The following is a 20,707-nucleotide window of genomic DNA, read 5'->3' as shown; positions in this document are numbered from 1 at the left end:
CTGTCCTTTCCAAGCAGTCCTTTATTTTTTCTCTTCTTTCTCTTCTACCTTTTTTTCTTCCTTTTTCAGAGAAGCATGATGCGTTCCCTGCAGATGCGGATAGGCGCGCAGATAACGTTTCGTTGTCAGGCGCATCAGCCAGTTGGTCGGAAGCTGCGGTTTTGTCATCTGGTCAAAGCGCTCCAGCAGCTCTTTAAGATCCGGCATCTTATCGCTGCGCACATCAAATCCAAGTGCCGCAAACCGTTCTTTCTGCTCTGCTCCGAACTCGGTCAGGCGTTCCTTCTGCTCTGCTCCGAACTCCATCAGGCGGTTCTTCGACTCGGAAAGCGGATTTCTTCTTCCCTCGGCTTCTTTCCGCTCCTTCTCCAGCTTCTGCATCTGCTCCATTGCCTCAGACAGTGTCTGGCGTTTCTCGGCCAGATATTCTTTCATCTTATCTCTGGAATACTCTGCACGATACTGCTGTACTTTCGCATTCATCTCCTCGGCAAGCTGGTTAAAGCGGGATTTCTGCAGATATTTCATAAATTCTCCCCACGTTTTCTCCAGACTGCGCATCTTCTGTCCCAGCTGGAATGCTGCGGCTGCGGAAAATCCAAAATCTACCAGATAGCAGACGGTAACAACGGAAACAATGATCTCTCCTGTAGTATCCGAAACAAGATTCACTACTTTCACGGCAATCGGCTGCAGAATATAGAACAGCCCCAGTGTAAAGAATCCCCAGGCAATCGAACTGCTGAGGCAGATCTTTCCCTGAAAATTAAACTTCTGATTGCTGTAGTCCCACCAGTGCGCATGAAAAATGGTCTCCATCAGCACGCCGGTTACATATTCCAGAACCGTCGCTACAATGACACCTCCGAAATACAGTGCCCAGACGTTCGCTTCAAACGGGCGCAGGATCAAGTATACCATAACAGCGCCGGTGCCGTACAGTGTCAGCAGCGGACCATTGACAAAACCGCGGTTGACCAGTTTTTTCTGCCGGATCGATACATAGGAACTCTCCCAGATCCATCCGCAGAAGCTGTACAGCCAGAACCATGCTAGAACGTGGTACAGATCCACACCCAGAATCTTCGTCTCCCACATAAACTTTCATCCCCTTTTTCTTTTCTGGTGCCAAAAACAGGATGATAAGAAAATACCGCAGGCAACAGGTTTCCTGTCTGTTCAGGAAACCCGGTTGTCTACGGCATTCTAATCATCCAACTGCAGCACCTGCAAGTTAAATTATTCTTACTCTTCTACTGGCTCTTCGTTTTCCAGAGCTTTCATGCTCAGAGAGATTTTTTTGTCTTCCTCGTTGAAATCAACTACTTTTGCAGTGATTTCCTGTCCGATTTTCAGTGCATCAGACGGTTTCTCAACGTGCTCTCTGGAGATCTGGGAAACATGAAGCAGAGCATCTACGCCCGGCTCAAGCTCAACGAATGCACCAAAGTCAGTCATACGGGCAACACAGCCTTCTACTACGTTGCCTACAGCGTATTTGTCAGCAGCGTTCAGCCACGGATTCTCTTCCGGGAATTTTAAGGAAAGAGCGATCTTGTCGCCGTTGATGTCTTTGATCAGAACTTTTACAGTCTCACCAACTTTGAATACTTTTTTCGGGTTCTCTACGCGGCCCCAGGACATCTCAGAGATGTGAAGCAGTCCGTCAGCTCCGCCCAGATCGATGAATGCGCCGAAATCGGTAACATTCTTAACAGTTCCCTCTACAACATCGCCAACTGCAATGCGTGCGAACAGTTCTTCCTGCAGTTTCTTCTTCTCAGCAACGATGAGCTGTTTGCGGTCACCGATGATGCGTCTTCTTCTCGGGTTGAACTCGGTAATAACGAATTCAATTTCCTGATCTGCATATTTAGACAGATCTTTTTCATATACATCAGATACAAGGCTGGCCGGAATGAATACTCTGGTCTCCTCAACAACTACGGATAATCCTCCGTTCAGTACCTGTGTTACTTTTGCTTTCAGAACTTCATGATTCTCGAATGCTTCCTCGAGTCTCTTGTTGCCTTTTTCAGCAGCAAGTCTCTTGTAAGTAAGAAGGACCTGTCCCTCTCCATCATTTACTTTCAGAACTTTGACTTCCATTTTGTCACCTGGCTGTGCAACGGTGTGAAGATCGATGGAAGAATCGTTGGAATATTCGTTTTTGGTAAGAATACCATCGGCTTTGTATCCGATATTCAGGATAATCTGATCGTCTTTGACATCGATTACAGTACCCTCAACGACTTCTCCGTTTCTGATTGTTTTAAATGATTCATCCAGCATTTGTTCAAAACTCATTTCTGACATTTTTTGAACCTCCTCAATTATTTTATTCGGGGTGGATGCCCCAGCTGTAATACCTACGCGACCAAATGATTGAAAAGGCTTAGATTCCAAATCAACGAGTGTCTCTATAAAGTAAGTATTTTTACATTCTTCTTTACATATCTCATACAGCTTTTGCGTGTTTGAACTATGTCTGCCTCCCACGACAAACATGGCATCAACCTTCCTGGCAATTGCTCTCGCTTCCGTCTGTCTTTCCTCGGTAGCGTTGCAGATAGTCTTTAAAACAGTACTATCATAACTCTTTTTCAAAAAAATTTCAACTAAATCTTTAAATTTGTTGTAATTAAATGTCGTCTGTGCCACAATAGATATTGGTTTTCCATTTTCGGGCACAAAAATTTCCGCTTCTTCGGCGGTATGCATCACGGTAACCGGGCCGCTCGCCCATCCCATGATGCCCTGTACCTCCGGATGATCCGCGCTTCCGATGATGACGACGTGGCGGCCTTTTCTGCCCTCCTCGTCCACAATCCGGTGGATCTTCTTGACAAACGGGCACGTCGCATCTACAATCTTCATGCCGCGCGCTTCGATCTTTTCGCAGACATCCCGCGACACGCCATGCGACCTGATCACAACGGTTCCGCCGGAAAGCCCCTCTAGTTCATCTTCCGAATGGATCACCTGCACGCCGCGGTTTTCGAGATCCTCCACAACCTGTTCGTTGTGAATAATCGGCCCGAAGGTGTAGACCGGCTTTTCACCGCTCTCAATTTCACGGTATACCGTATCGACCGCCCGTTTGACGCCGAAGCAGAAGCCTGCACTTTTTGCAACAGTTACTTCCATCTGTTTTTCTTCTCCTCTTTTCTCTGCCGCGTTTACATGCGCTCGCGGGCAAGGCTTAAGATCTTTTCCACAACCTCATCGATCGTCATTTCAGAGCTGTCAACGAGTACGGCGTCTTCTGCCTGTACTAGCGGGGAATGCTCTCTGTGCATGTCCTGATAATCACGCTCATTGATATCTTCCTCGATTTTCGCAAGATCGGCTGTCTGTCCCTTTTCGGTCAGCTCTTTCCAGCGGCGCAGTGCGCGGACATGGGCACTTGCTGTCAGATAGACTTTCAACGGTGCGTTCGGCAGAACAGCAGTTCCGATATCGCGGCCGTCCATCACAAGATCCGTATTCTCCGCCATCTCCTGCTGCAGCTCCACGAGTTTTTTCCGTACTTCCAGATAGGCGCTTGTCGCGGATGCCATCTTTCCAGCCTCCTCGGTGCGCAGTCTTCCGGTGACATTGACGCCGTTTAAATAAACCTGCTGCTCTCCGTTTTCGTAGGAAATGGAAATTTTCACATCTTTGCAGGCTGCCTCAATTTTTTCCTGCTCTTCCGGTGCAATGCCAAGATCTGAAAAATAGATGCCCATGGCACGGTACATTGCTCCTGTATCAACGTAGACAAACGAAAGCTCCTTTGCCACACGTTTTGCGATTGTACTTTTGCCAGCGCCTGCCGGTCCGTCAATTGCAAGATTAAATCTCATCTTCTCTCTTCCTCCTGAAAATTCTAAAATCTGTGATCCATATTTTATTCCTGTTCTTCCTTTGCCCGGATCTCTTCGGCTGCAGCATGGGCACTTACCCAGGCAATCTGCAGATTGAAGCCGCCGGTCAGTGCATCGAGATCGAGCACTTCTCCTACGAAGTACAGACCTTCTTTTTTCTTTGCCTCCATCGTGCCCGGACGGATCTCTTTCACGGAAACACCACCCTGTGTGATAATTGCTTCACGGAAACCCCGTGTTCCGGTTACTGTAAACGGGAAATGCGTGATCAGCTCTTCAAAGTGCTGACGCTCCGCTTTCGATACGGCATTGACCTGTTTGTACGGGTCGATCCCGCCAAGAGAGAGCATCACCGGAAGCAGTTTCGCCGGGAACAGACTGTTGATCACGTTGCGGAACTGTTTGTTCCGGTTTTCCTCAAATTCACGCAGGATCCGCGCATCCAGCTGTTCTTCCGTGAGTGCCGGCTTCAGGTTCAGATATCCTTTCAGCGGCTGCTGTTCCAGTGCTTTTCCGATGTAGGAGCTCGCAGAAAGCCCCAGCGGGCCGGAAATTCCGAAATGTGTAAACAGCATCTCGCCGAATCCATCGAACAGCGTCTTTTTGCCGTTTTTAATCGTCATCGTCACATTTTTCAGGGAGAGTCCCTGCAGCTCACGGATGTACGCTTCCTCTGTTTCCAGCGGAACCAGCGCCGGGCGGAGCGGAGTGACGGCAAGTCCTGCCTCTTCTGCGAAACGGTAGCCGTCTCCATCCGACCCCGTCGTCTGGTACGACATACCGCCGGTTGCGACAACGACATCATCGTAAAAAAGCTCTTTCCCGTTTTCCAGGCGGATTCCTTTCACGCGGTCTCCTTCGAAAAGAAGCTCTTTTACTTTTGTATTCTTATGCACCTGCACATTTTTCCGTTTCAGTTCCGTCTCCAGCGCGCGGATAATATCCGAGGAGTGATCTGACTCCGGGAATACACGGTTTCCGCGCTCCACTTTTAAGCGGACACCTGCCGCTTCGAAAAACTCCTGCACCTGGGCGCTGTCAAAGCTGTAGGCGGAGCTGTACAGAAATTTCGGGTTTGTCACCACATTCGTGAAGAACTCTTCTGTCGGGCAGTCGTTTGTCACATTGCAGCGGCCCTTTCCTGTGATAAACAGCTTCTTTCCCAGCTTTTCATTTTTTTCATAGAGATGAATCTCTGTCTTTTCGCCGGCGGCAAGCACGGCGGTCATCATTCCGGCGGCGCCTCCGCCGATTACTGCTGCTTTTCTCATGCTTTCTCCTTTACCGGCAGAGCTGCCTTTTTTCCGCCCATGGGACGTGCATCGTCCAGCCCGTTGATTTCATCGTTGCTGTAAACCTGGTACTCATCCCACAGTTTTTCCATGCTCTCAAGTGTCTTTTTCACATCCGCCTGGCGTTTCATGCAGAGCGCCACGACAAGCGCATTGATTACACTCAAAGGGGCCACCAGAGAATCAACGATCGATGCCATATCGCTCTTGGCAATCAGCGTACAGGCTGCATAAACATTCATCGGTGAATGCACACTGTCTGTGATCGTAATCACCTTCGCTTTGCGGCTGTTCGCAAATTCCAGTGCCTTCATCGTACGCATCGAATACCGCGGGAAGCTGATGCCGATCACCACATCATCCTCCGTGATGCGGATCATCTGCTCGAAAATCTCGCTGGAACTGTTTGTCTGTACCTGGCGCACATCCGGGAAAATCATATGGAAATAGAACGCCAGAAAGCTCGCAAGCGGCGCGCAGCTCCGAATGCCGACAATGTAAATTGTCCGCGCAGAAAGAATCGTATCCGCAGCGCGCTCAAAGGCGCTCCGGTCCACTTCTTCCAGCGTCATCTTGATTTTTTCAATATCCGACTGCAGGACGGTCTCCAGAATTTCTCCCTGCGGCACGCGGCCATACGTAAACTGCATCCGCTGCACTGAATTCAGACGATTCATCACCATCTCCTCCAGTGCGCGCTGGAACTCCGGATATCCCGCGTAGCCAAGCTGCATCGCAAAGCGAACCGTTGTCGATTCGCTGACGCCGACCTGCTGTCCCAGGCGCGCTGCCGTCATCGATACGGCCTGGTCATAATGTGCCGTAATAAAATCTGCCAGCCTCTTCTGTCCTTTGCTCAACTTTCCGTAATTTTGATTCAGACGAATGAGGAGATTCTCGTTCGCTGCCTTCTGCTCTTCTGAAGAAGACTGTTCTTTTTCTTTTTTCATGTTATTTTCTTCCTGATTTGTTTTTCCGATCTGCAAATGCCGTTCGGCATCCACATTTTTTCTTTTGGGGGCATCCTGATTCTTTTTCGGACACACCTCGATCTTTTGAATTATAACACGAATAAATTACTGGCGCAATGGCTGAAAAGCTGAAAAGGAAAGCCGGTGTTCTGCATTCCCTTTTTACGGGGAACACAGAACACCGGCTGATTTTTTTACTCAGATTTTATTTAGACCGGATATGCGCCGTCTTTTTTGTCAGCGGCTGCCGGATCTACTTTTGTCTGCTGCGCTTCACGATATTTGAAGAAGTCTACAGCTACCTGCGGGAACAGAGCGTAGGTTAATACATCCTCATCCTGCTGTTTCCACTGCTCGATCTCTTTCTCCAGTTTCGGAAGCTCCGGCTCAAGCAGGTCTGCGTAGCGGCAGGTGATCGGCTCGGTATCGCCGATGCATTTCTTCTGTACTTCCGGATTGAACGGTTTTACAGTTGCACCGTATTTTCCGGCAAGAACGTCTTTTGTCTCTTTCGTTACCATCTTGTAACGCTCGCCCATCAGGACATTGAATACAGCCTGGGTACCAACGATCTGGGAAGACGGAGTAACCAGCGGGCACTCGCCGAGGTCTTTTCTTACGCGCGGTACTTCTTCGAGTACATCGTAGTATTTGTCCTCTGCGTGCTGCTCTTTTAACTGGCTTGTCAGGTTGGAGAGCATACCGCCCGGTACCTGATACAGAAGAGTCTTGATATTTACGCCAAGGTTCTTCGGATTTAAGAGGCCTGTATCGAGCGCTTCGTCTCTCATCGGACGGAAGTAATCTGCGATCTCAGCCAGTTTGTTCTGATCCAGACCAGTATCGTATGGAGTGCCTTTGAAGGTTTCAACCATAACCTCAGTTGCCGGCTGTGAAGTACCCATAGCGAATGGAGACATTGCGGTATCGATGATATCAACACCAGCCTCTACTGCTTTCAGGTACGTCATGGATGCAACACCGGAAGTATAGTGGGTGTGCAGCTGAATCGGAAGATCGGTTGCTTCTTTCAGCGCGGTTACCAGCTCAGTTGCCTTGTACGGAACGAGCAGGCCTGCCATATCTTTAATACAGATGGAATCTGCACCCATCTCTTCGATTCTCTTTGCCATGGTGGTCCAGTAATCCAGGGTGTAAGCATCTCCTAAAGTATAGGAAAGCGCTACCTGTGCGTGGCCTTTTTCTTTGTTTGCTGCGCTGACAGCGGTCTGCAGGTTGCGCAGATCGTTCATACAGTCAAAAATACGGATGATGTCGATTCCGTTTGCAATGGATTTCTGTACGAAATACTCTACTACGTCGTCTGCGTACGGACGATATCCCAGGATATTCTGTCCACGGAACAGCATCTGCAGTTTTGTATTTTTGAATCCGTCACGGAGTTTTCTCAGTCTCATCCATGGATCTTCATGCAGAAAACGTAAGGAAGCATCGAAAGTTGCACCTCCCCAGCACTCTACTGCGTGATATCCGATTTTATCCATTTTATCGATGATCGGAAGCATCTGTTCTGTTGTCATTCTCGTCGCGATCAGGGACTGATGTGCATCACGCAGAACAGTTTCCATAATCTTGACAGGTTTCTTTTCTACTGCCATTTCTATCCTCCTAAATTAAGTGTTTCTCACTTTTGTTTGTCTTAAGAAGTTATACACCGAAGATCGCCATGAAGGTACCGGCCGCTACGGCTGTACCGATAACACCGGCTACATTCGGTCCCATTGCATGCATCAGCAGGAAGTTCGTCGGATCTGCCTCCGCACCGACTTTCTGGGATACACGGGCTGCCATAGGTACCGCAGATACACCTGCAGAACCGATCAGCGGGTTGATTCTTCCGTGGGTTGCCTTGCACAGTACCTTTCCTAACAGGACACCGCCTGCGGTACCGAATACGAATGCGATCAGACCCAGGGCAACGATCTTTAAGGTGCTGACATTTAAGAATGCCTCAGCACTTGTGGATGCACCAACGGAAGTACCAAGAAGGATAACTACAATGTACATCATGGCATTGGAAGCTGTCTCCTGGAGCTGTTTTACAACGCCGCACTCACGGAACAGGTTACCAAGCATCAGCATACCTACCAGCGGAGCGGTAGATGGAAGGATCATGCAGACAACGATGGTGATAACAATCGGGAACAGGATCTTCTCGAGTTTGGATACGGAACGAAGCTGCTCCATTTTGATTTTACGCTCTTTCTCTGTAGTCAGAAGCTTCATGACCGGCGGCTGGATGATCGGCACCAGTGACATATAGGAATATGCTGCTACGGCGATCGGTCCCATCAGATGCTGCTGTCCGAGTTTATTCAGAAGGAAAATAGAAGTCGGGCCGTCGGCACCGCCGATGATGGAGATAGCAGCTGCCTCTCTTCCATTGAATCCCATGAAAATAGCGAAGAAGTATGCCAGATAGATACCAAGCTGTGCTGCTGCACCCATGATAAAGCTGATCGGGTTTGCAATCAGCGGACCGAAGTCTGTCATCGCACCTACACCCATGAAGATCAGGGACGGAAGGATACTCCACTCGTCCAGAGTAAAGAAATAGTAGAACAGACCGCCCGCATGCTCAAGACCCTGTACGTCGGTATAAGGCTCAGCCATGATGTCCGGGTAAATGTTTACAAGCAGCATACCGAATGCGATCGGTACAAGAAGCAACGGCTCAAATTCATGCTTAATCGCAAGATACAAGAAGAAGCAAGCCACTGCGATCATAACGTAATTGCCCCAGTCCAGATTAAAAAACGCCGTCTGGTGAAGCAGGTTGTTTAAAGTTTCAGTAATCATTTTTTCACCTCCGGTTTTTTCTTACAACGGGCATTAGTTCATGGTTGCAAGAACGTCACCGGATTCTACTGCATCGCCTACTGCTACATTGATGGTTGCTACTGTGCCATCCTGCGGTGCTACAACCGGGATTTCCATCTTCATGGCTTCCAGTACAAGAACAGCATCTCCTGCTTTTACAGCGGTGCCTGCTGCTGCTTCGATTTTGCAGATTTTACCAGGTACAGAAGCAGTAACCTCTACGCTGCCTGCTGCGCCTGCCGGAGCTGCTGCTTTCGGTGCTGCCGGTGCTGCTTTTGGTGCCGGAGCTGCTTTTGCTGCGCTGACAACTGGAGCTGCGCCTGCTGTGGTTCCTTCTTCTACAGTTACGTTATATACATTTCCGTTTACGGTAATGGTGTAGTTTTTCATTGAAAATTTCCTCCTTAAGCTCTTTTGCCTTTTCTGCGGATCGGACGTGCAACATAAGCATCTCCGGATGCAGAAGCCATATCTTCTTCATACATGGCGATTGCAGCTGTAATAACAGCCTGCAGCTCCATATCGTCTGCTTCCGGTGCTGTCTCTTCAACAACCGGTGCTGCGACAGCCTTCGGTGCTTCCTGTACAGGTGCTGCCGGTGCTTTTTTCTTCTTCTTGTCTCCCAAAATGTAATCAAACGAAGAAATAACGAAAATCAGGAAAATCAGCATAACAAATACGGTACCGATTCCGATGATGGTGTTCATGCCGGCCTGGCCGATCAGAACGCCCTTTGACTCCTCAACGGTGATGGTGAGGTCGGTCGGAACTGGTGTTCCGGTGCTGATGTTCCAGAATACGCGGACAATACCAGGATTTTTTTCAAATTCACCCGGAATTGTGCAGGTTACAAAATCTCCGTCTACTTCGAGAGTACCGTCTTCCAGGCTTTTTACCTCTCCGAGGTCAGCCTTTGCCTCTTCCCATGCCTCAGCTGCTCTTGCATAGAACTGCTGGTCGGAAGCTTCCATATTGGCAAGATCGTCATCGCTGTAGGTCATCAGGCTCTGTCCTACCCACTGAACACTGGAGGAGAGCAGAGAATCTACCGTAGATGCCTCAACCGGTGAATAAGCCGGTGTAGATGCCGCATCCGCAAAAACAGGAGCTACGGTCACAACCATGGTGCAGGCTGCGGTAAGGACGAGACTTACTAATTTTTTCCAGTTCTTTCTCATCGTATGCCACCTTCCTTAGACTGTTCCGTGTTTTCTGTCCGGTCTGTCTTCTCTCTTGGTATACAGCATCTCGAATGCGCCGATAACATATTTTCTGGTGTCTTCCGGCTCGATGATGGTGTCCACATAGCCTCTTCTGGCTGCGGAAGTTACATTGTTCTGAAGGGTTGCATATTCAGCTGCTTTCTCGTTGATGGTAGCAGCGTCAGATCCTTCGTACATGATCTTTGCTGCAGATTTTGCATCCATCATTCCGATTTCTGCGTTCGGCCATGCAAATACCATGTCTGCTCCGATGGATTTGCTGTTCATGACAACGTATGCGCTTCCGTATGCTTTGCCGACAACAACGTTTACTTTCGGAACGGTTGCGTTTGCGAAAGCTGCGGTCAGGGCTGCTGCGTTCTTAGCCATGGTTCTCTCAGAGCATTTGGTTGCCTTGAATCCGGTTACGTTTGTGATGGTAAGTACCGGGATGCAGAAAGCATCGCAGAAGTTTACGAAATCTGCTGCTTTTTTGGCTCCTCTTGCGCTTAAGGTTCCATCCATTTTCTCTTTTACAGTTCCGTCCTCGCCGTAGATTTCAGAGCGGTTTGCAACTGCTCCTACGGTTGCTCCGTTTAACTGGATGAATGCGGTTACAACATCTTTTCCGTAAGCGGCTTTGGTCTCAAAATAGATGCCGTTGTCGCTGAGCTGGGAAAGAAGGATTCCGGTATCGCCTGCGCAGTTTGCAAGGTCTGCACATGCACGGTTCAGATCATCCTCGCACTCGGTGTATGCTTCGTCCTCATTGTTTGCCGGAAGCATAGATACCAGGTTTCTGATCTGTCCGAGGATTTCTTCCTCGGTTCCAGCAAAGTCAACAAGACCTGCTTCTTCGCCCTGGAAATCTGCGGATGCGGTATCACATTTGGATACGTGGTTTCCGTCCAGTGCGTTCGGGGAGTTTACGAAAAGTTTTCCGTTTTTAGACTCCATGAACGTGAAGTCTGTCATAGCCGGGATGAGTGCCATACCGCCGCCGCATGTGCCAAATACTGCCGTGATCTGTGGAATCACGCCGGATGCCATTGCCTGCGCCATATAGATTTCGCCGAAACCGTTCAGAGCATCAGTTGCCTCCTGCAGACGCATACCGGCACAGTCTACCAGTCCGATGACCGGAGCACCTGTTTTCTGTGCAAACTCATACAGTCTCGCGATTTTTTTTGCATGCATTTCGCCGATAGTACCGCCCATCACAGACGCATCCTGGCTGTATACGTATACCAGGCTGCCGTTGATCACACCGTAACCAGTAATTACACCATCGGATGGTGTCTCCATGCCGGCCATGTTGAAATCTGTGCTTCTGGCAGTAACCTGTCCGCCGATTTCCACAAAGCTGTTTTCATCCAGCAAAGAGGCGATTCTTGTGCTCGCTAAACTTTGTGCTGTGTTACTCATTCTTCAAACCTCCATCTTTCTATTTTCATTATAAAATTTTAAACAAATTTTATACAAGTCTATCATATCTGTTTTTTCGTTTTTTTTCAATACTTTTTCTCACCTTTTTGACAGAAAATAGACAGAAAAATTTCAGATTTTTCCTATTATAAATGGAAGGTCAAACTTGATTTTTCCCGGCCTTTCCTTTTTCAAAAAGTCCTGTTTTCTTTCCGCATCGTACAAAAAAGCCGCCCGGCGGCGGCTTTTCTTACACGTTTTTCCTTCGGTTTAATATAGTTCAATGTGAACCGGAATTCCATTCTCATACTGCATCGCCGGTTCGCCAAGAATCAGCGGACGAAGATACGCCATCATCTCCTCGGTCACATCATGACCATCTTCTGTAATCCAGGAAAGCGGCACTTTCTTTTCTTTATTTGCCACTTCCGATACCGGAACGGAGGTATACTCCACGCGGTAAGGATCCGCGGAGATTCTTCGGATCGATGCCATCTGTCCTCCCTGTTTTTCCAGTGCACACTGGCAGGCTTTCATGCCGAGCATACGGGACTCCTCAAGATCGGTCGCACTCGCAAGATGAGCCGCGCACCGCTGCATCAGGTTCAGTTCAATCGATCTTACCTTACAGCCGATACGGTCACGCACCAGCTCTTCGAGTACTTTTGCAGAACCTGCAATGTAGCTGTGCCCAAACTGATCCTGTGCATCGCTCTGCACCTGCTCAGAAACATAGCGGCCCTCGCTGTCATGGATGCCCTCGCTGATTGCAACCAGAACACTGTCCTTCTGTTCCAGTTTTTCCTGCACATCCTTTAAAAACTGTTCGGTGTCAAAGACCGGCTCGCAAAGATAGATCAGGCTCGGCCCTTCTCCGCCGTTGACACGGGACAGTGCAGACGCTGCCGTCAGCCATCCTGCGTTTCTTCCCATGACCTCCACGATGGTCACAGCCTTCTTTTCATATACATGGCAGTCTCTCTCCAGCTCTGCAAAGGTTGCTGCCAGATATTTTGCCGCAGATCCAAAGCCCGGGCAGTGATCCGTTTCGACAAGATCATTGTCAATCGTCTTTGGCGCCCCGACAACAAACACATCGTCCACACCGTTTTCTTTGCAGTACTTTGACATCTTGTCTACGGTATCCATCGAATCATTTCCGCCGATATAAATAAAATAACGGATCTCATGTCTGCGAAAAATTTGAAGTATTTCTTCAAAATCCTCCTTGTTTTCTTCCGGATCGCCCAGTTTATAACGACAGGAGCCAAGCGCTGCTGCCGGGGTCTGCATCAGAAGAGAGATTTTTTCTGCTGAATCCAGTTTTTTTCCAAGATCAAGAAATTTTTCTGCAAGCACGCCTTCAATTCCATTTACCGCACCATAAATATGATCTACTTTTCCGGACAGTACAGCACAGGAAACAACTCCTGCCACCGTTGCATTGATCGCCGCGGTCGGTCCGCCAGACTGCGCTACTAACAGATTTCGCATATGATTTTCCTCCATCTATTCCCACTACTTTCTAAAAGTTTTTCACGAAATCACTTTCGCTTCGTCCTATAGCGTACCATATTTTTTTTCTTCCGTACACCCTGTTTTGCGTTTCCGGGAAAAGCCTGTAGACTTTCACAACGGATTGCAAAGTTTTTCGTTTTTTTCTTGCAGGATTGCCCTTAAAAAGCTATAATAGAAGCAATGTCCACGAAAAGGACGCAGAAAAATATACGTTTCATCAACAAAAAAACTGGAGGTTTTTTTCATGCAGACCAAGCAAGATGGCCGTCTCGGCACCGAAAAAATCGGGAAACTGATGCTCGAACTGGCCCTTCCCTCTGTCCTCGCACAGATTGTAAATGTACTATATAACATTGTAGACCGCATTTATATCGGCCGGATTCCTGATGTTGGTTCCCTGGCACTGACCGGTGTCGGCGTCACGTTTCCGATTATCACAATCATCTCCGCCTTTGCCGGATTCGCAAGTGGAGGCGGTGCTCCTCTTGCCGCCATCGCACTCGGACAGAAAAACCGGGACCGCGCAGAAAAAATTCTTGGAAGCTCCACTTCCCTGCTGCTCTTTTTCTCCGTGTGTCTGATGGCGTTTTTCTTTTTCTTTCAGACACCGCTTCTGTACCTCTTTGGTGCAAGCAGCAACACAATCCGATACGCTTCCACGTATATTTCCATTTATCTTGTCGGAACCGTATTTGTCGAGCTGGCTGTCGGATTGAATACTTTTATCAGCTGTCAGGGACACGCACGCACGGCCATGTGCTCCGTTCTCATTGGCGCTGTTATCAACATTGGTCTTGACCCGGTTTTCATCTTCGTTCTTCATATGGGTGTTTCCGGGGCCGCACTTGCTACCATTCTCTCCCAGGCTTTAAGTGCTGCATGGGTTCTTCGGTTTCTTACCTCAAAAAAATCAGGTGTCCGCCTTTCTCTTCGCACCATGAAACCGGATTTTTCCATTTTAGGCTCTGTCATGGCACTCGGCATCTCACCATTTATCATGTCTGCAACGGAAAGTGCCATCACAATCGTCATGAACCACGGGCTACAGACGTACGGCGGCGACCTCTATGTCGGCTCGATGACAATTCTCCAGTCGGTGCTGCAGCTGATTTTCGTACCGGTCAACGGCTTTACGAACGGTGTACAGCCGATCATCAGCTACAACTTTGGTGCAGGCCAGTTTGACCGTGTTCGCCAGACAATCCGGCGCATGATCGCCATTACTTTTACTGCCGCTTTCGTCTACGTTGTATTCGCAATGCTTCGTCCGGCTCTTTTTGCCGGTCTTTTCACGACTGACCCGGAACTGATTGTCATCGTAGAGAAGGTACTTCCGGTTTACATTGCCGGCATGGCAATTTTCGGACTGCAGAGCGGCGTACAGAGTTCCTTCCTCGGTCTTGGCCAGGCGAAGATTTCTCTTTTTATTGCACTGCTTCGAAAAGTCATCCTTCTGATTCCGCTTGCACTCATTCTGCCGCATTTCTTCGGTGTCATGGGCGTTTACTATGCAGAACCGATCGCTGATGTATGTTCTGTTATCACTGCCGTTACGCTGTTTCTCTGCAATATCCGGAAAATTCTTTCAACAGAAACACTTGCAAAAGTGACTCATACCGAAGAATGACAAAAGAGGCGCTCTGCGACCTTTTCCATGCACCACCCATAATCAATTTTCTCGATCGTTTCGGCTGCATAGACGGGATATTCCGCGAGAAGAATCCCGTCGATCGAATACGTAACCGAACCGACCTTTTCTCCTTTCTTTACCGGGGCTTTCAAAAGCTCCGGTAAAAAAATGTCTTTTTCCGGTATTTCTGTCTCTTTCAGAAGAGCGGGAAGCGAGCGCGCCGGATCAAGCGCCGGGCTTGTAAGGGTAAGGCGGGCGCTGCTTTTTACCTGCAGCATCCCGTCGTAAACACCGTCTGCTACTTCAATCTGCCCTGGGTTCCAGCTATGGTCCAGCACGTCACGATACATATACGATTCCAGCCCGTAGTTTAAAAGCTTTGCGGCATCCGCCCATTTATAGTTTTTATGGCTGGGCCATCCGCACGCAAGCAACGACACAATCAGACGCTTTCCATCCCGCTCCAGCGCACCGGTATAACAGTAACCGGCTTTTGCCGTGAAGCCGGTTTTTCCCGAAACAGCTCCATCCATCTGATCCAGCAGTGCGTTGTGATTATAGCAGTTGAACATGTTTTTCTTTTCCAGATCCCAGAAGGTATAGGACCGCGTCTGCGTCACTGCGAGAAACTGGGCGGCTTTCGGTGAAATCCAGACACAGTATCGCATGATCCGTGCCAGATCAGCTGCTGTCGTGTGGTGATCTCCGCCTGCGTCAGAAGCATCGAGACCGTTCGGCGTCACAAAATGCGTATCTGTACAGCCGATTGCTGCGGCTTTTTCATTCATAAGCGATGCAAATTCCTCTACACTTCCGCCGATGGTCTCTGCAATCATTACCGCCGCGTCGTTATGCGATTCCAGCATCAGGGAATACAGAAGATCGCCAAGCAGAAACTGTTCTCCCTCCCTCACACCGAGATGTACTTTCGGCGCTGCGGCTGCTTTAGCCGATGCAGTTGCGACCGTCTGCTCTTGTCCGTTTTCCAGTGCCAGAATGCATGTCATGATTTTCGTTGTGCTCGCCATTGCCATAGGATCTGTCTCGCGTTTTCCGAACAGCACACGGCCGGTATCGCCATCCATCAGGCATGCCGCCGTTGCAAACAGCTGATTCGGCTCGCTCTCCTGCTCTGTCGCAGTCACGGACACACTTCCCAAAAACAGAAGCAGGATTCCCAGGAAAAAACCTGTCTTGTTTCTTCTTTTTCTGTTCAAAATCAGATCCCCCTTGTGTTTTTTCTCTTTAAAAACGGAAAAGCCGGACGCTCTTTTGGGACCGGCTTTTTGTCTGCTTCTTCTTCATTATATGAGGTTTCCTGTAAAATCATGGTAAAATTTCACAAAGTTATTGACACTGCGATCCATATCATGTATAATTCCCATGTTTGTATAGAATTACTAAACTTTTTGTTTATTTTTACTGAGATTTCCTGAGAATCCGTATTCAGCAAAAGGATCCCGGGAAAGACTTTGGATGCAGAAAGGATTTTTTATGGAAATCGGAAAAAAAATCAGGGAACTGCGGATGTGGAAAGGGCTGACGCAGGAGGAACTGGCAGATCGGAGCGAGCTGTCAAAGGGATTTATTTCCCAGCTTGAAAACGATGTGACCTCTCCCTCGATCGCCACGCTGGTTGATGTTCTTACCTGCCTTGGAACGGATCTAAAAACGTTTTTCGGCGAAGAGCAGGACAATCAGGTTGTCTTTTGCGAAGAAGATTACTTTGTAAAGACCGCTGAAGCGCAGGGCAACGAGATCGCATGGATCGTTCCGAATGCACAGAAAAACAGGATGGAGCCAATCCGGCTGACGCTGCAAAGCGGCGCGTGCACCGAGATTGATTCACCGCATGAAGGCGAGGAATTCGGCTATGTACTTTCCGGCCGTATTCTCCTTCATCTTGGAGATGAATGCCACAAAGTGAAGAAAGGGGAAAGCTTCTACTATCCCGCTTCCTGTAATCACTATCTGGAAAATCCGGGTAAAACGCCGGCCATCATTCTCTGGGTCAGTTCTCCGCCTTATTTTTAGATTTTTTACACCGCGTGATTTTCACGAGAAACGGTGTTCCAAATTTCACAACCCGAAAGGAGCATATTACACATGAGTACCAAATTACTTGATCTGGTCAACATCACAAAATCGTACGACGGAGTTACCATTCTGGATGATCTGAATCTTTATATCCGTGAAAACGAATTTCTTACCCTCCTTGGCCCGAGCGGCTGCGGAAAAACAACCACATTACGTATCCTCGGCGGTTTTGAGACACCGGATGCCGGAAAGGTTTTATTTAACGGACAGGATATCACCCAGCTTCCGCCGAACAAACGCCAGTTAAATACGGTGTTCCAGAAATATGCTCTTTTCACGCATATGACAATTGCGGAAAACATTGCTTTCGGGCTGAAAATCAAAGGAAAATCCAAAGCATATATCGATGACAAAATCAAATACGCATTAAAACTTGTTAACCTTGAGGGTTACGAAAACCGCTCCCCGGCGCTTCTCTCCGGCGGCCAGCAGCAGCGAATCGCCATTGCGCGCGCGATTGTCAACGAACCAAAAGTTCTGCTTCTGGATGAGCCGCTCGGCGCACTTGACTTAAAGCTCCGTCAGGATATGCAGTACGAGTTGATCCGTCTGAAAAACGAGCTTGGTATCACCTTTGTCTATGTCACCCATGATCAGGAAGAGGCGCTTACTATGTCGGACACGATTGTTGTCATGAACCAGGGTTATATCCAGCAGATCGGCACACCGGAAGACATCTACAATGAGCCGCAGAACGCATTCGTTGCAGACTTCATCGGTGACAGCAACATTCTCGACGGCATCATGATTGAGGACCGTCTCGTCGAGATTCTCGGTGCGAAGTTCGAGTGCGTTGATGTCGGATTCGGCAAAAACAAACCGATCGACGTTGTGATCCGCCCGGAGGATATTGATCTTGTGAAGCCGGAGGAAGGTACCATCCGCGGACGTGTCACCCATCTGATTTTCAAAGGTGTTCACTATGAGATGGAGGTTACGGTGAACGGTTTTGAGCTTCTCGTTCACTCTACCGATCTGTTCCCGGTCGGACAGGAAGTCGGCATTCACGTCGATCCGTTCGATATCCAGATTATGAACAAACCGGAATCCGAAGATGAGGAGGCGGCAGCCATTGAAGAGTAATAAATTAAAGAAATGGCTGGCAGCACCGTATGCCGTCTGGGCTGCCGGTTTCATCATCATCCCGCTGATCCTGATTCTCTACTATGCGTTCACCGGGGAAGAAGGCGGCTTTACCCTTTCGAATTTTGCCTACGTTGCAACGAAGGAAAACATCAAGGCACTTGGCCTGGCTCTGTGGCTCTCACTCCTTAGCACAGTACTCTGTCTTGTCCTTGCCTATCCGCTTGCCATGATTCTGGCAAACCGGAATGTCAACCAGACCAGCTTTATTGTGCTGATCTTCATTCTCCCGATGTGGATGAACTTTCTGCTCCGTACGCTTGCATGGCAGACACTGCTTGAGAAAAACGGCGTCATCAACAGCATTCTCTCGTTTTTCCATCTGCCCGGCATTTCCATCATCAACACACCGGGAGCGATCATTCTCGGTATGGTTTACAACTTCCTGCCGTTTATGGTTCTGCCGATCTACAATGTCCTGATTAAGATCGACCGTGACGTCATCAACGCAGCAAGAGACCTCGGAGCGAACAGCGTACAGACTTTCCTGAAAGTAACGCTGCCGCTCACCACGCCGGGTATCGTAAGCGGTATTACCATGGTATTTATCCCGGCGCTTACAACCTTTGTTATTTCCGACCTGCTCGGCGGAAGCAAGATCCTTCTGATCGGAAACGTCATCGAGCAGGAGTTCAAACAGACCAACAACTGGAATGCCGGAAGCGCACTTTCCACAGTCCTGATGATTTTCATCATCCTGTCGATGGTTCTGATGAACAAATACGATAAAGACGGGGAGGGAACGGCATTTTGAGAAAGAAACTGGAAAAAATTTACATGGCGCTCATCTTTATTCTTCTGTATGCGCCGATTGTCACCCTTGTGGTGCTCTCCTTTAATGCATCAAAAACGCGTGCCAAATGGGGTGGCTTTACGCTGCACTGGTACCGTTCACTGTTTGCCAATACAGAGATCATGAACGCGCTGTATACAACGTTAATCATTGCGCTTCTTGCCTCTGCGATTGCAACCATCCTTGGAACGCTTGCGTGCATCGGCATCAACAGCATGTCAAAAAAAAGCCGGACGCTTTTCATGGGTATTACGAACATCCCGATGCTGAACGGTGAGATCGTTATGGGAATCTCGCTGATGCTGCTCTTTATCATCTGCCGCATTCAGCTTGGATTCGGCACGATTCTGATGGCGCATATCACGTTCAATGTTCCTTACGTTATTTTGAGCGTTATGCCGAAATTAAAGCAGACGAACAAATCAACGTACGAGGCAGCCCTCGACCTTGGCGCTTCCCCTCTGTACGCGTTTTGGAAAGTCATCTTCCCGGACATCATGCCGGGCGTTGTTTCAGGCTTTCTGCTCTCCTTTACCATGTCCCTCGATGATTTCGTTATCACCTACTTCACCAAGGGACCGGGCGTTGATACGCTCTCCACAAAGATTTATGCCGAGGTCCGCAAGGGAATCAAGCCGGAGATGTACTCGCTCTCCACAATTCTTTTTGTCACCGTACTGCTTCTGCTGCTCCTTGTGAATGTGAATCCTTCTCCGAAGGAAGAAAAAGAGGAGGCAAAAGAGCGCGAGGCTATGGCGAAGAAGGGCATCCGTTTCCGCATCACGAAACGTGTGGTCTTCCGCCGGATTCTTCCGATCGCCATGGTGCTTGTCATCGGCGGCGGCGGTATTTACTACGGAAGCCAGAATGCTTCAGCCGGCGGCTCCCAGCAGCTGATTGTGTACAATTGGGGCGAATATATGGATTCTGATGTCATCGATATCTTTGAGGAAGAAACCGGTATCCACGTTGTTTACGAGGAGTATGAGACGAACGAAATCATGTATCCGAAGATCAAATCCGGTGCGATTTCCTACGATCTTGTCTGCCCGTCCGACTATATGATTCAGAAGATGATCCAGAACGATCTGCTGCAGCCGATCAACTTTGACCATATTCCGAACGCTTCCAACATTGGAGATATGTACTACGAGACTTCCGAGCAGTTCGACCCGGGCAATCTCTACTCGATCCCGTACTGCTGGGGAACAGTTGGTATTCTGTACAACAAAAAAATGGTAAGCGAGCCGATCGACTCCTGGTCTGTTCTGTGGGATACCAATTACCGCGACAGCATTCTGATGCAGGACAGCGTGCGCGATGCGTTTGCTGTTGCTTTAAAGGATCTGGGATACTCCTTAAACTCCACCAATATCAAGGAGCTGACGGAGGCGAAGGATCTGCTTGTGACACAGAAACCTCTCGTGCAGGCGTACGTTGTGGATCAGGTGCGTGACAAGATGATCGGAAATGAGGCGGCTATCGGCGTTATTTACTCCGGTGAAGCTATCTACACGAAGCGTGAAAACCCGGATCTGGAATACGTTGTTCCAAAAGAAGGCTCCAACGTCTGGATCGATTCCTGGTGCATTCCAAAAGATGCGCAGCATGTCGAAAACGCAGAGAAATTCCTGAATTTCCTCTGCCGGCCGGACATCGCACTGAAAAACTTTGAGTATATTACCTACTCTACGCCGAATGATGCGGCGCGTGAACTGATTGAGGATGACGATATCCGAAACAGTGAAATCGCCTTCCCGGATGAGGAAACGCTTGCACGGTGCGAAACCTTTACGTATCTTGGCGATGATGCCGATGAGGTTTACAACCAGCTGTGGCGTGAAGTAAAATCAAATTAAAGATCTGCTTTCGGACAAAAAAAGATCCCGGTCAGGAATTCTTAGGAAAGATTCCTGCCGGGATTTTTCT

17 protein-coding genes are annotated in these 20,707 nt (G+C 48.7%); 5 read left to right on the top strand and 12 right to left on the bottom strand.

Annotated elements, in window-relative coordinates; translation table 11 throughout:
* Positions 1-21: 21 nt before the first annotated feature.
* The 11 genes from DWX32_RS01695 to DWX32_RS01645 all read right to left on the bottom strand — a co-directional run bounded on the left by DWX32_RS01695 (position 22) and on the right by DWX32_RS01645 (position 13,091).
* A complete protein-coding gene (locus tag DWX32_RS01695; RefSeq protein WP_117801018.1) occupies positions 22-1,098 on the bottom strand; it encodes a putative ABC transporter permease in 1,077 nt (358 codons plus the stop codon).
* A 147-nt stretch (positions 1,099-1,245) separates the two neighbouring features.
* Positions 1,246-3,147, bottom strand: a complete 1,902-nt coding sequence (locus DWX32_RS01690; RefSeq protein ID WP_118659150.1) for a bifunctional 4-hydroxy-3-methylbut-2-enyl diphosphate reductase/30S ribosomal protein S1 — start codon at positions 3,145-3,147, stop codon at positions 1,246-1,248.
* Positions 3,148-3,179: 32 nt separating this feature from the next.
* The gene (gene cmk / locus DWX32_RS01685) at positions 3,180-3,845 is read right to left on the bottom strand and encodes a (d)CMP kinase (protein WP_022462337.1); all 666 of its coding nucleotides are present in this window, start codon (positions 3,843-3,845) and stop codon (positions 3,180-3,182) included.
* 44 nt (positions 3,846-3,889) lie between these two features.
* The gene (locus tag DWX32_RS01680; RefSeq protein WP_117804071.1) at positions 3,890-5,137 is read right to left on the bottom strand and encodes an NAD(P)/FAD-dependent oxidoreductase; all 1,248 of its coding nucleotides are present in this window, start codon (positions 5,135-5,137) and stop codon (positions 3,890-3,892) included.
* Positions 5,134-6,108 carry a MurR/RpiR family transcriptional regulator gene (locus DWX32_RS01675; protein ID WP_117509159.1) on the bottom strand — a complete coding sequence of 325 codons (975 nt, stop codon included), beginning with the start codon at positions 6,106-6,108 and terminating at the stop codon, positions 5,134-5,136. The genes DWX32_RS01680 and DWX32_RS01675 overlap by 4 nt, the downstream gene beginning before the upstream one ends.
* A 230-nt stretch (positions 6,109-6,338) precedes the next feature.
* Positions 6,339-7,748: an oxaloacetate decarboxylase subunit alpha gene (locus DWX32_RS01670; RefSeq protein WP_117804070.1), complete on the bottom strand. Its 1,410-nt coding sequence runs from the start codon at positions 7,746-7,748 to the stop codon at positions 6,339-6,341.
* Positions 7,749-7,797: 49 nt separating this feature from the next.
* Positions 7,798-8,949, bottom strand: a complete 1,152-nt coding sequence (locus tag DWX32_RS01665) for a sodium ion-translocating decarboxylase subunit beta (protein ID WP_022462333.1) — start codon at positions 8,947-8,949, stop codon at positions 7,798-7,800.
* Positions 8,950-8,982: 33 nt separating this feature from the next.
* Entirely contained in the window at positions 8,983-9,360 is a 378-nt protein-coding gene (locus DWX32_RS01660) for a biotin/lipoyl-containing protein (RefSeq protein ID WP_117509004.1), read from the bottom strand.
* Positions 9,361-9,374: 14 nt separating this feature from the next.
* Positions 9,375-10,148 (bottom strand): OadG family protein, encoded by a 774-nt coding sequence (locus DWX32_RS01655; protein ID WP_118659149.1) that lies wholly within the window; start codon positions 10,146-10,148, stop codon positions 9,375-9,377.
* Between the two features lie 15 nt (positions 10,149-10,163).
* Positions 10,164-11,597 carry an acyl-CoA carboxylase subunit beta gene (locus DWX32_RS01650; protein ID WP_022462330.1) on the bottom strand — a complete coding sequence of 478 codons (1,434 nt, stop codon included), beginning with the start codon at positions 11,595-11,597 and terminating at the stop codon, positions 10,164-10,166.
* A 270-nt stretch (positions 11,598-11,867) separates the two neighbouring features.
* Positions 11,868-13,091: a 6-phosphofructokinase gene (locus tag DWX32_RS01645; protein WP_055226388.1), complete on the bottom strand. Its 1,224-nt coding sequence runs from the start codon at positions 13,089-13,091 to the stop codon at positions 11,868-11,870.
* A 268-nt stretch (positions 13,092-13,359) separates the two neighbouring features.
* Between DWX32_RS01645 and DWX32_RS01640 the strand changes: the two genes are divergently transcribed.
* Positions 13,360-14,742 carry an MATE family efflux transporter gene (locus tag DWX32_RS01640; RefSeq protein ID WP_055226390.1) on the top strand — a complete coding sequence of 461 codons (1,383 nt, stop codon included), beginning with the start codon at positions 13,360-13,362 and terminating at the stop codon, positions 14,740-14,742.
* Here the strand turns inward: DWX32_RS01640 and DWX32_RS01635 are convergent.
* Positions 14,727-15,962, bottom strand: coding sequence for a D-alanyl-D-alanine carboxypeptidase family protein (locus DWX32_RS01635; RefSeq protein WP_226906314.1), 1,236 nt, complete (start codon positions 15,960-15,962; stop codon positions 14,727-14,729). The genes DWX32_RS01640 and DWX32_RS01635 overlap by 16 nt on opposite strands.
* A 277-nt stretch (positions 15,963-16,239) precedes the next feature.
* Between DWX32_RS01635 and DWX32_RS01630 the strand changes: the two genes are divergently transcribed.
* The 4 genes from DWX32_RS01630 (at position 16,240) to DWX32_RS01615 (ending at position 20,637) form a co-directional block, all read left to right on the top strand.
* On the top strand, positions 16,240-16,779 hold the full coding sequence (locus DWX32_RS01630) for a cupin domain-containing protein (protein ID WP_055226534.1): 540 nt from the start codon (positions 16,240-16,242) through the stop codon (positions 16,777-16,779).
* A gap of 72 nt (positions 16,780-16,851) precedes the next feature.
* On the top strand, positions 16,852-17,925 hold the full coding sequence (locus DWX32_RS01625; RefSeq protein WP_117509007.1) for an ABC transporter ATP-binding protein: 1,074 nt from the start codon (positions 16,852-16,854) through the stop codon (positions 17,923-17,925).
* Positions 17,897-18,739 (top strand): ABC transporter permease, encoded by an 843-nt coding sequence (locus DWX32_RS01620; RefSeq protein ID WP_118659148.1) that lies wholly within the window; start codon positions 17,897-17,899, stop codon positions 18,737-18,739. The genes DWX32_RS01625 and DWX32_RS01620 overlap by 29 nt, the downstream gene beginning before the upstream one ends.
* Positions 18,740-18,762: 23 nt before the next feature.
* Positions 18,763-20,637 (top strand): extracellular solute-binding protein, encoded by a 1,875-nt coding sequence (locus DWX32_RS01615; protein ID WP_179964625.1) that lies wholly within the window; start codon positions 18,763-18,765, stop codon positions 20,635-20,637.
* Positions 20,638-20,707 lie beyond the last annotated feature (70 nt).

It is taken from the genome of Blautia sp. AF19-13LB (genome assembly GCF_003479105.1).
GTDB lineage: Bacteria > Bacillota > Clostridia > Lachnospirales > Lachnospiraceae > Fusicatenibacter > Fusicatenibacter saccharivorans.
The sequence above is the reverse complement of the archived record's forward strand: the minus strand, read 5'-3'. Positions and strand labels throughout refer to the sequence as shown.

What these genes read in the sequence shown, in the direction of transcription:
- DWX32_RS01645 (WP_055226388.1), bottom strand. Translation starts at nt 13,091, where the DNA reads ATGCGAAATCTGTTAGTAGCGCAGTCTGGCGGACCGACCGCGGCGATC.
- DWX32_RS01630 (WP_055226534.1), top strand. Translation starts at nt 16,240, where the DNA reads ATGGAAATCGGAAAAAAAATCAGGGAACTGCGGATGTGGAAAGGGCTG.
- DWX32_RS01615 (WP_179964625.1), top strand. Translation starts at nt 18,763, where the DNA reads ATGGCGCTCATCTTTATTCTTCTGTATGCGCCGATTGTCACCCTTGTG.
- DWX32_RS01640 (WP_055226390.1), top strand. Translation starts at nt 13,360, where the DNA reads ATGCAGACCAAGCAAGATGGCCGTCTCGGCACCGAAAAAATCGGGAAA.
- DWX32_RS01680 (WP_117804071.1), bottom strand. Translation starts at nt 5,137, where the DNA reads ATGAGAAAAGCAGCAGTAATCGGCGGAGGCGCCGCCGGAATGATGACC.
- DWX32_RS01690 (WP_118659150.1), bottom strand. Translation starts at nt 3,147, where the DNA reads ATGGAAGTAACTGTTGCAAAAAGTGCAGGCTTCTGCTTCGGCGTCAAA.
- DWX32_RS01655 (WP_118659149.1), bottom strand. Translation starts at nt 10,148, where the DNA reads ATGAGAAAGAACTGGAAAAAATTAGTAAGTCTCGTCCTTACCGCAGCC.
- DWX32_RS01650 (WP_022462330.1), bottom strand. Translation starts at nt 11,597, where the DNA reads ATGAGTAACACAGCACAAAGTTTAGCGAGCACAAGAATCGCCTCTTTG.
- DWX32_RS01620 (WP_118659148.1), top strand. Translation starts at nt 17,897, where the DNA reads ATGAGGAGGCGGCAGCCATTGAAGAGTAATAAATTAAAGAAATGGCTG.
- DWX32_RS01625 (WP_117509007.1), top strand. Translation starts at nt 16,852, where the DNA reads ATGAGTACCAAATTACTTGATCTGGTCAACATCACAAAATCGTACGAC.
- cmk (WP_022462337.1), bottom strand. Translation starts at nt 3,845, where the DNA reads ATGAGATTTAATCTTGCAATTGACGGACCGGCAGGCGCTGGCAAAAGT.
- DWX32_RS01675 (WP_117509159.1), bottom strand. Translation starts at nt 6,108, where the DNA reads ATGAAAAAAGAAAAAGAACAGTCTTCTTCAGAAGAGCAGAAGGCAGCG.
- DWX32_RS01695 (WP_117801018.1), bottom strand. Translation starts at nt 1,098, where the DNA reads ATGTGGGAGACGAAGATTCTGGGTGTGGATCTGTACCACGTTCTAGCA.
- DWX32_RS01665 (WP_022462333.1), bottom strand. Translation starts at nt 8,949, where the DNA reads ATGATTACTGAAACTTTAAACAACCTGCTTCACCAGACGGCGTTTTTT.
- DWX32_RS01670 (WP_117804070.1), bottom strand. Translation starts at nt 7,748, where the DNA reads ATGGCAGTAGAAAAGAAACCTGTCAAGATTATGGAAACTGTTCTGCGT.
- DWX32_RS01660 (WP_117509004.1), bottom strand. Translation starts at nt 9,360, where the DNA reads ATGAAAAACTACACCATTACCGTAAACGGAAATGTATATAACGTAACT.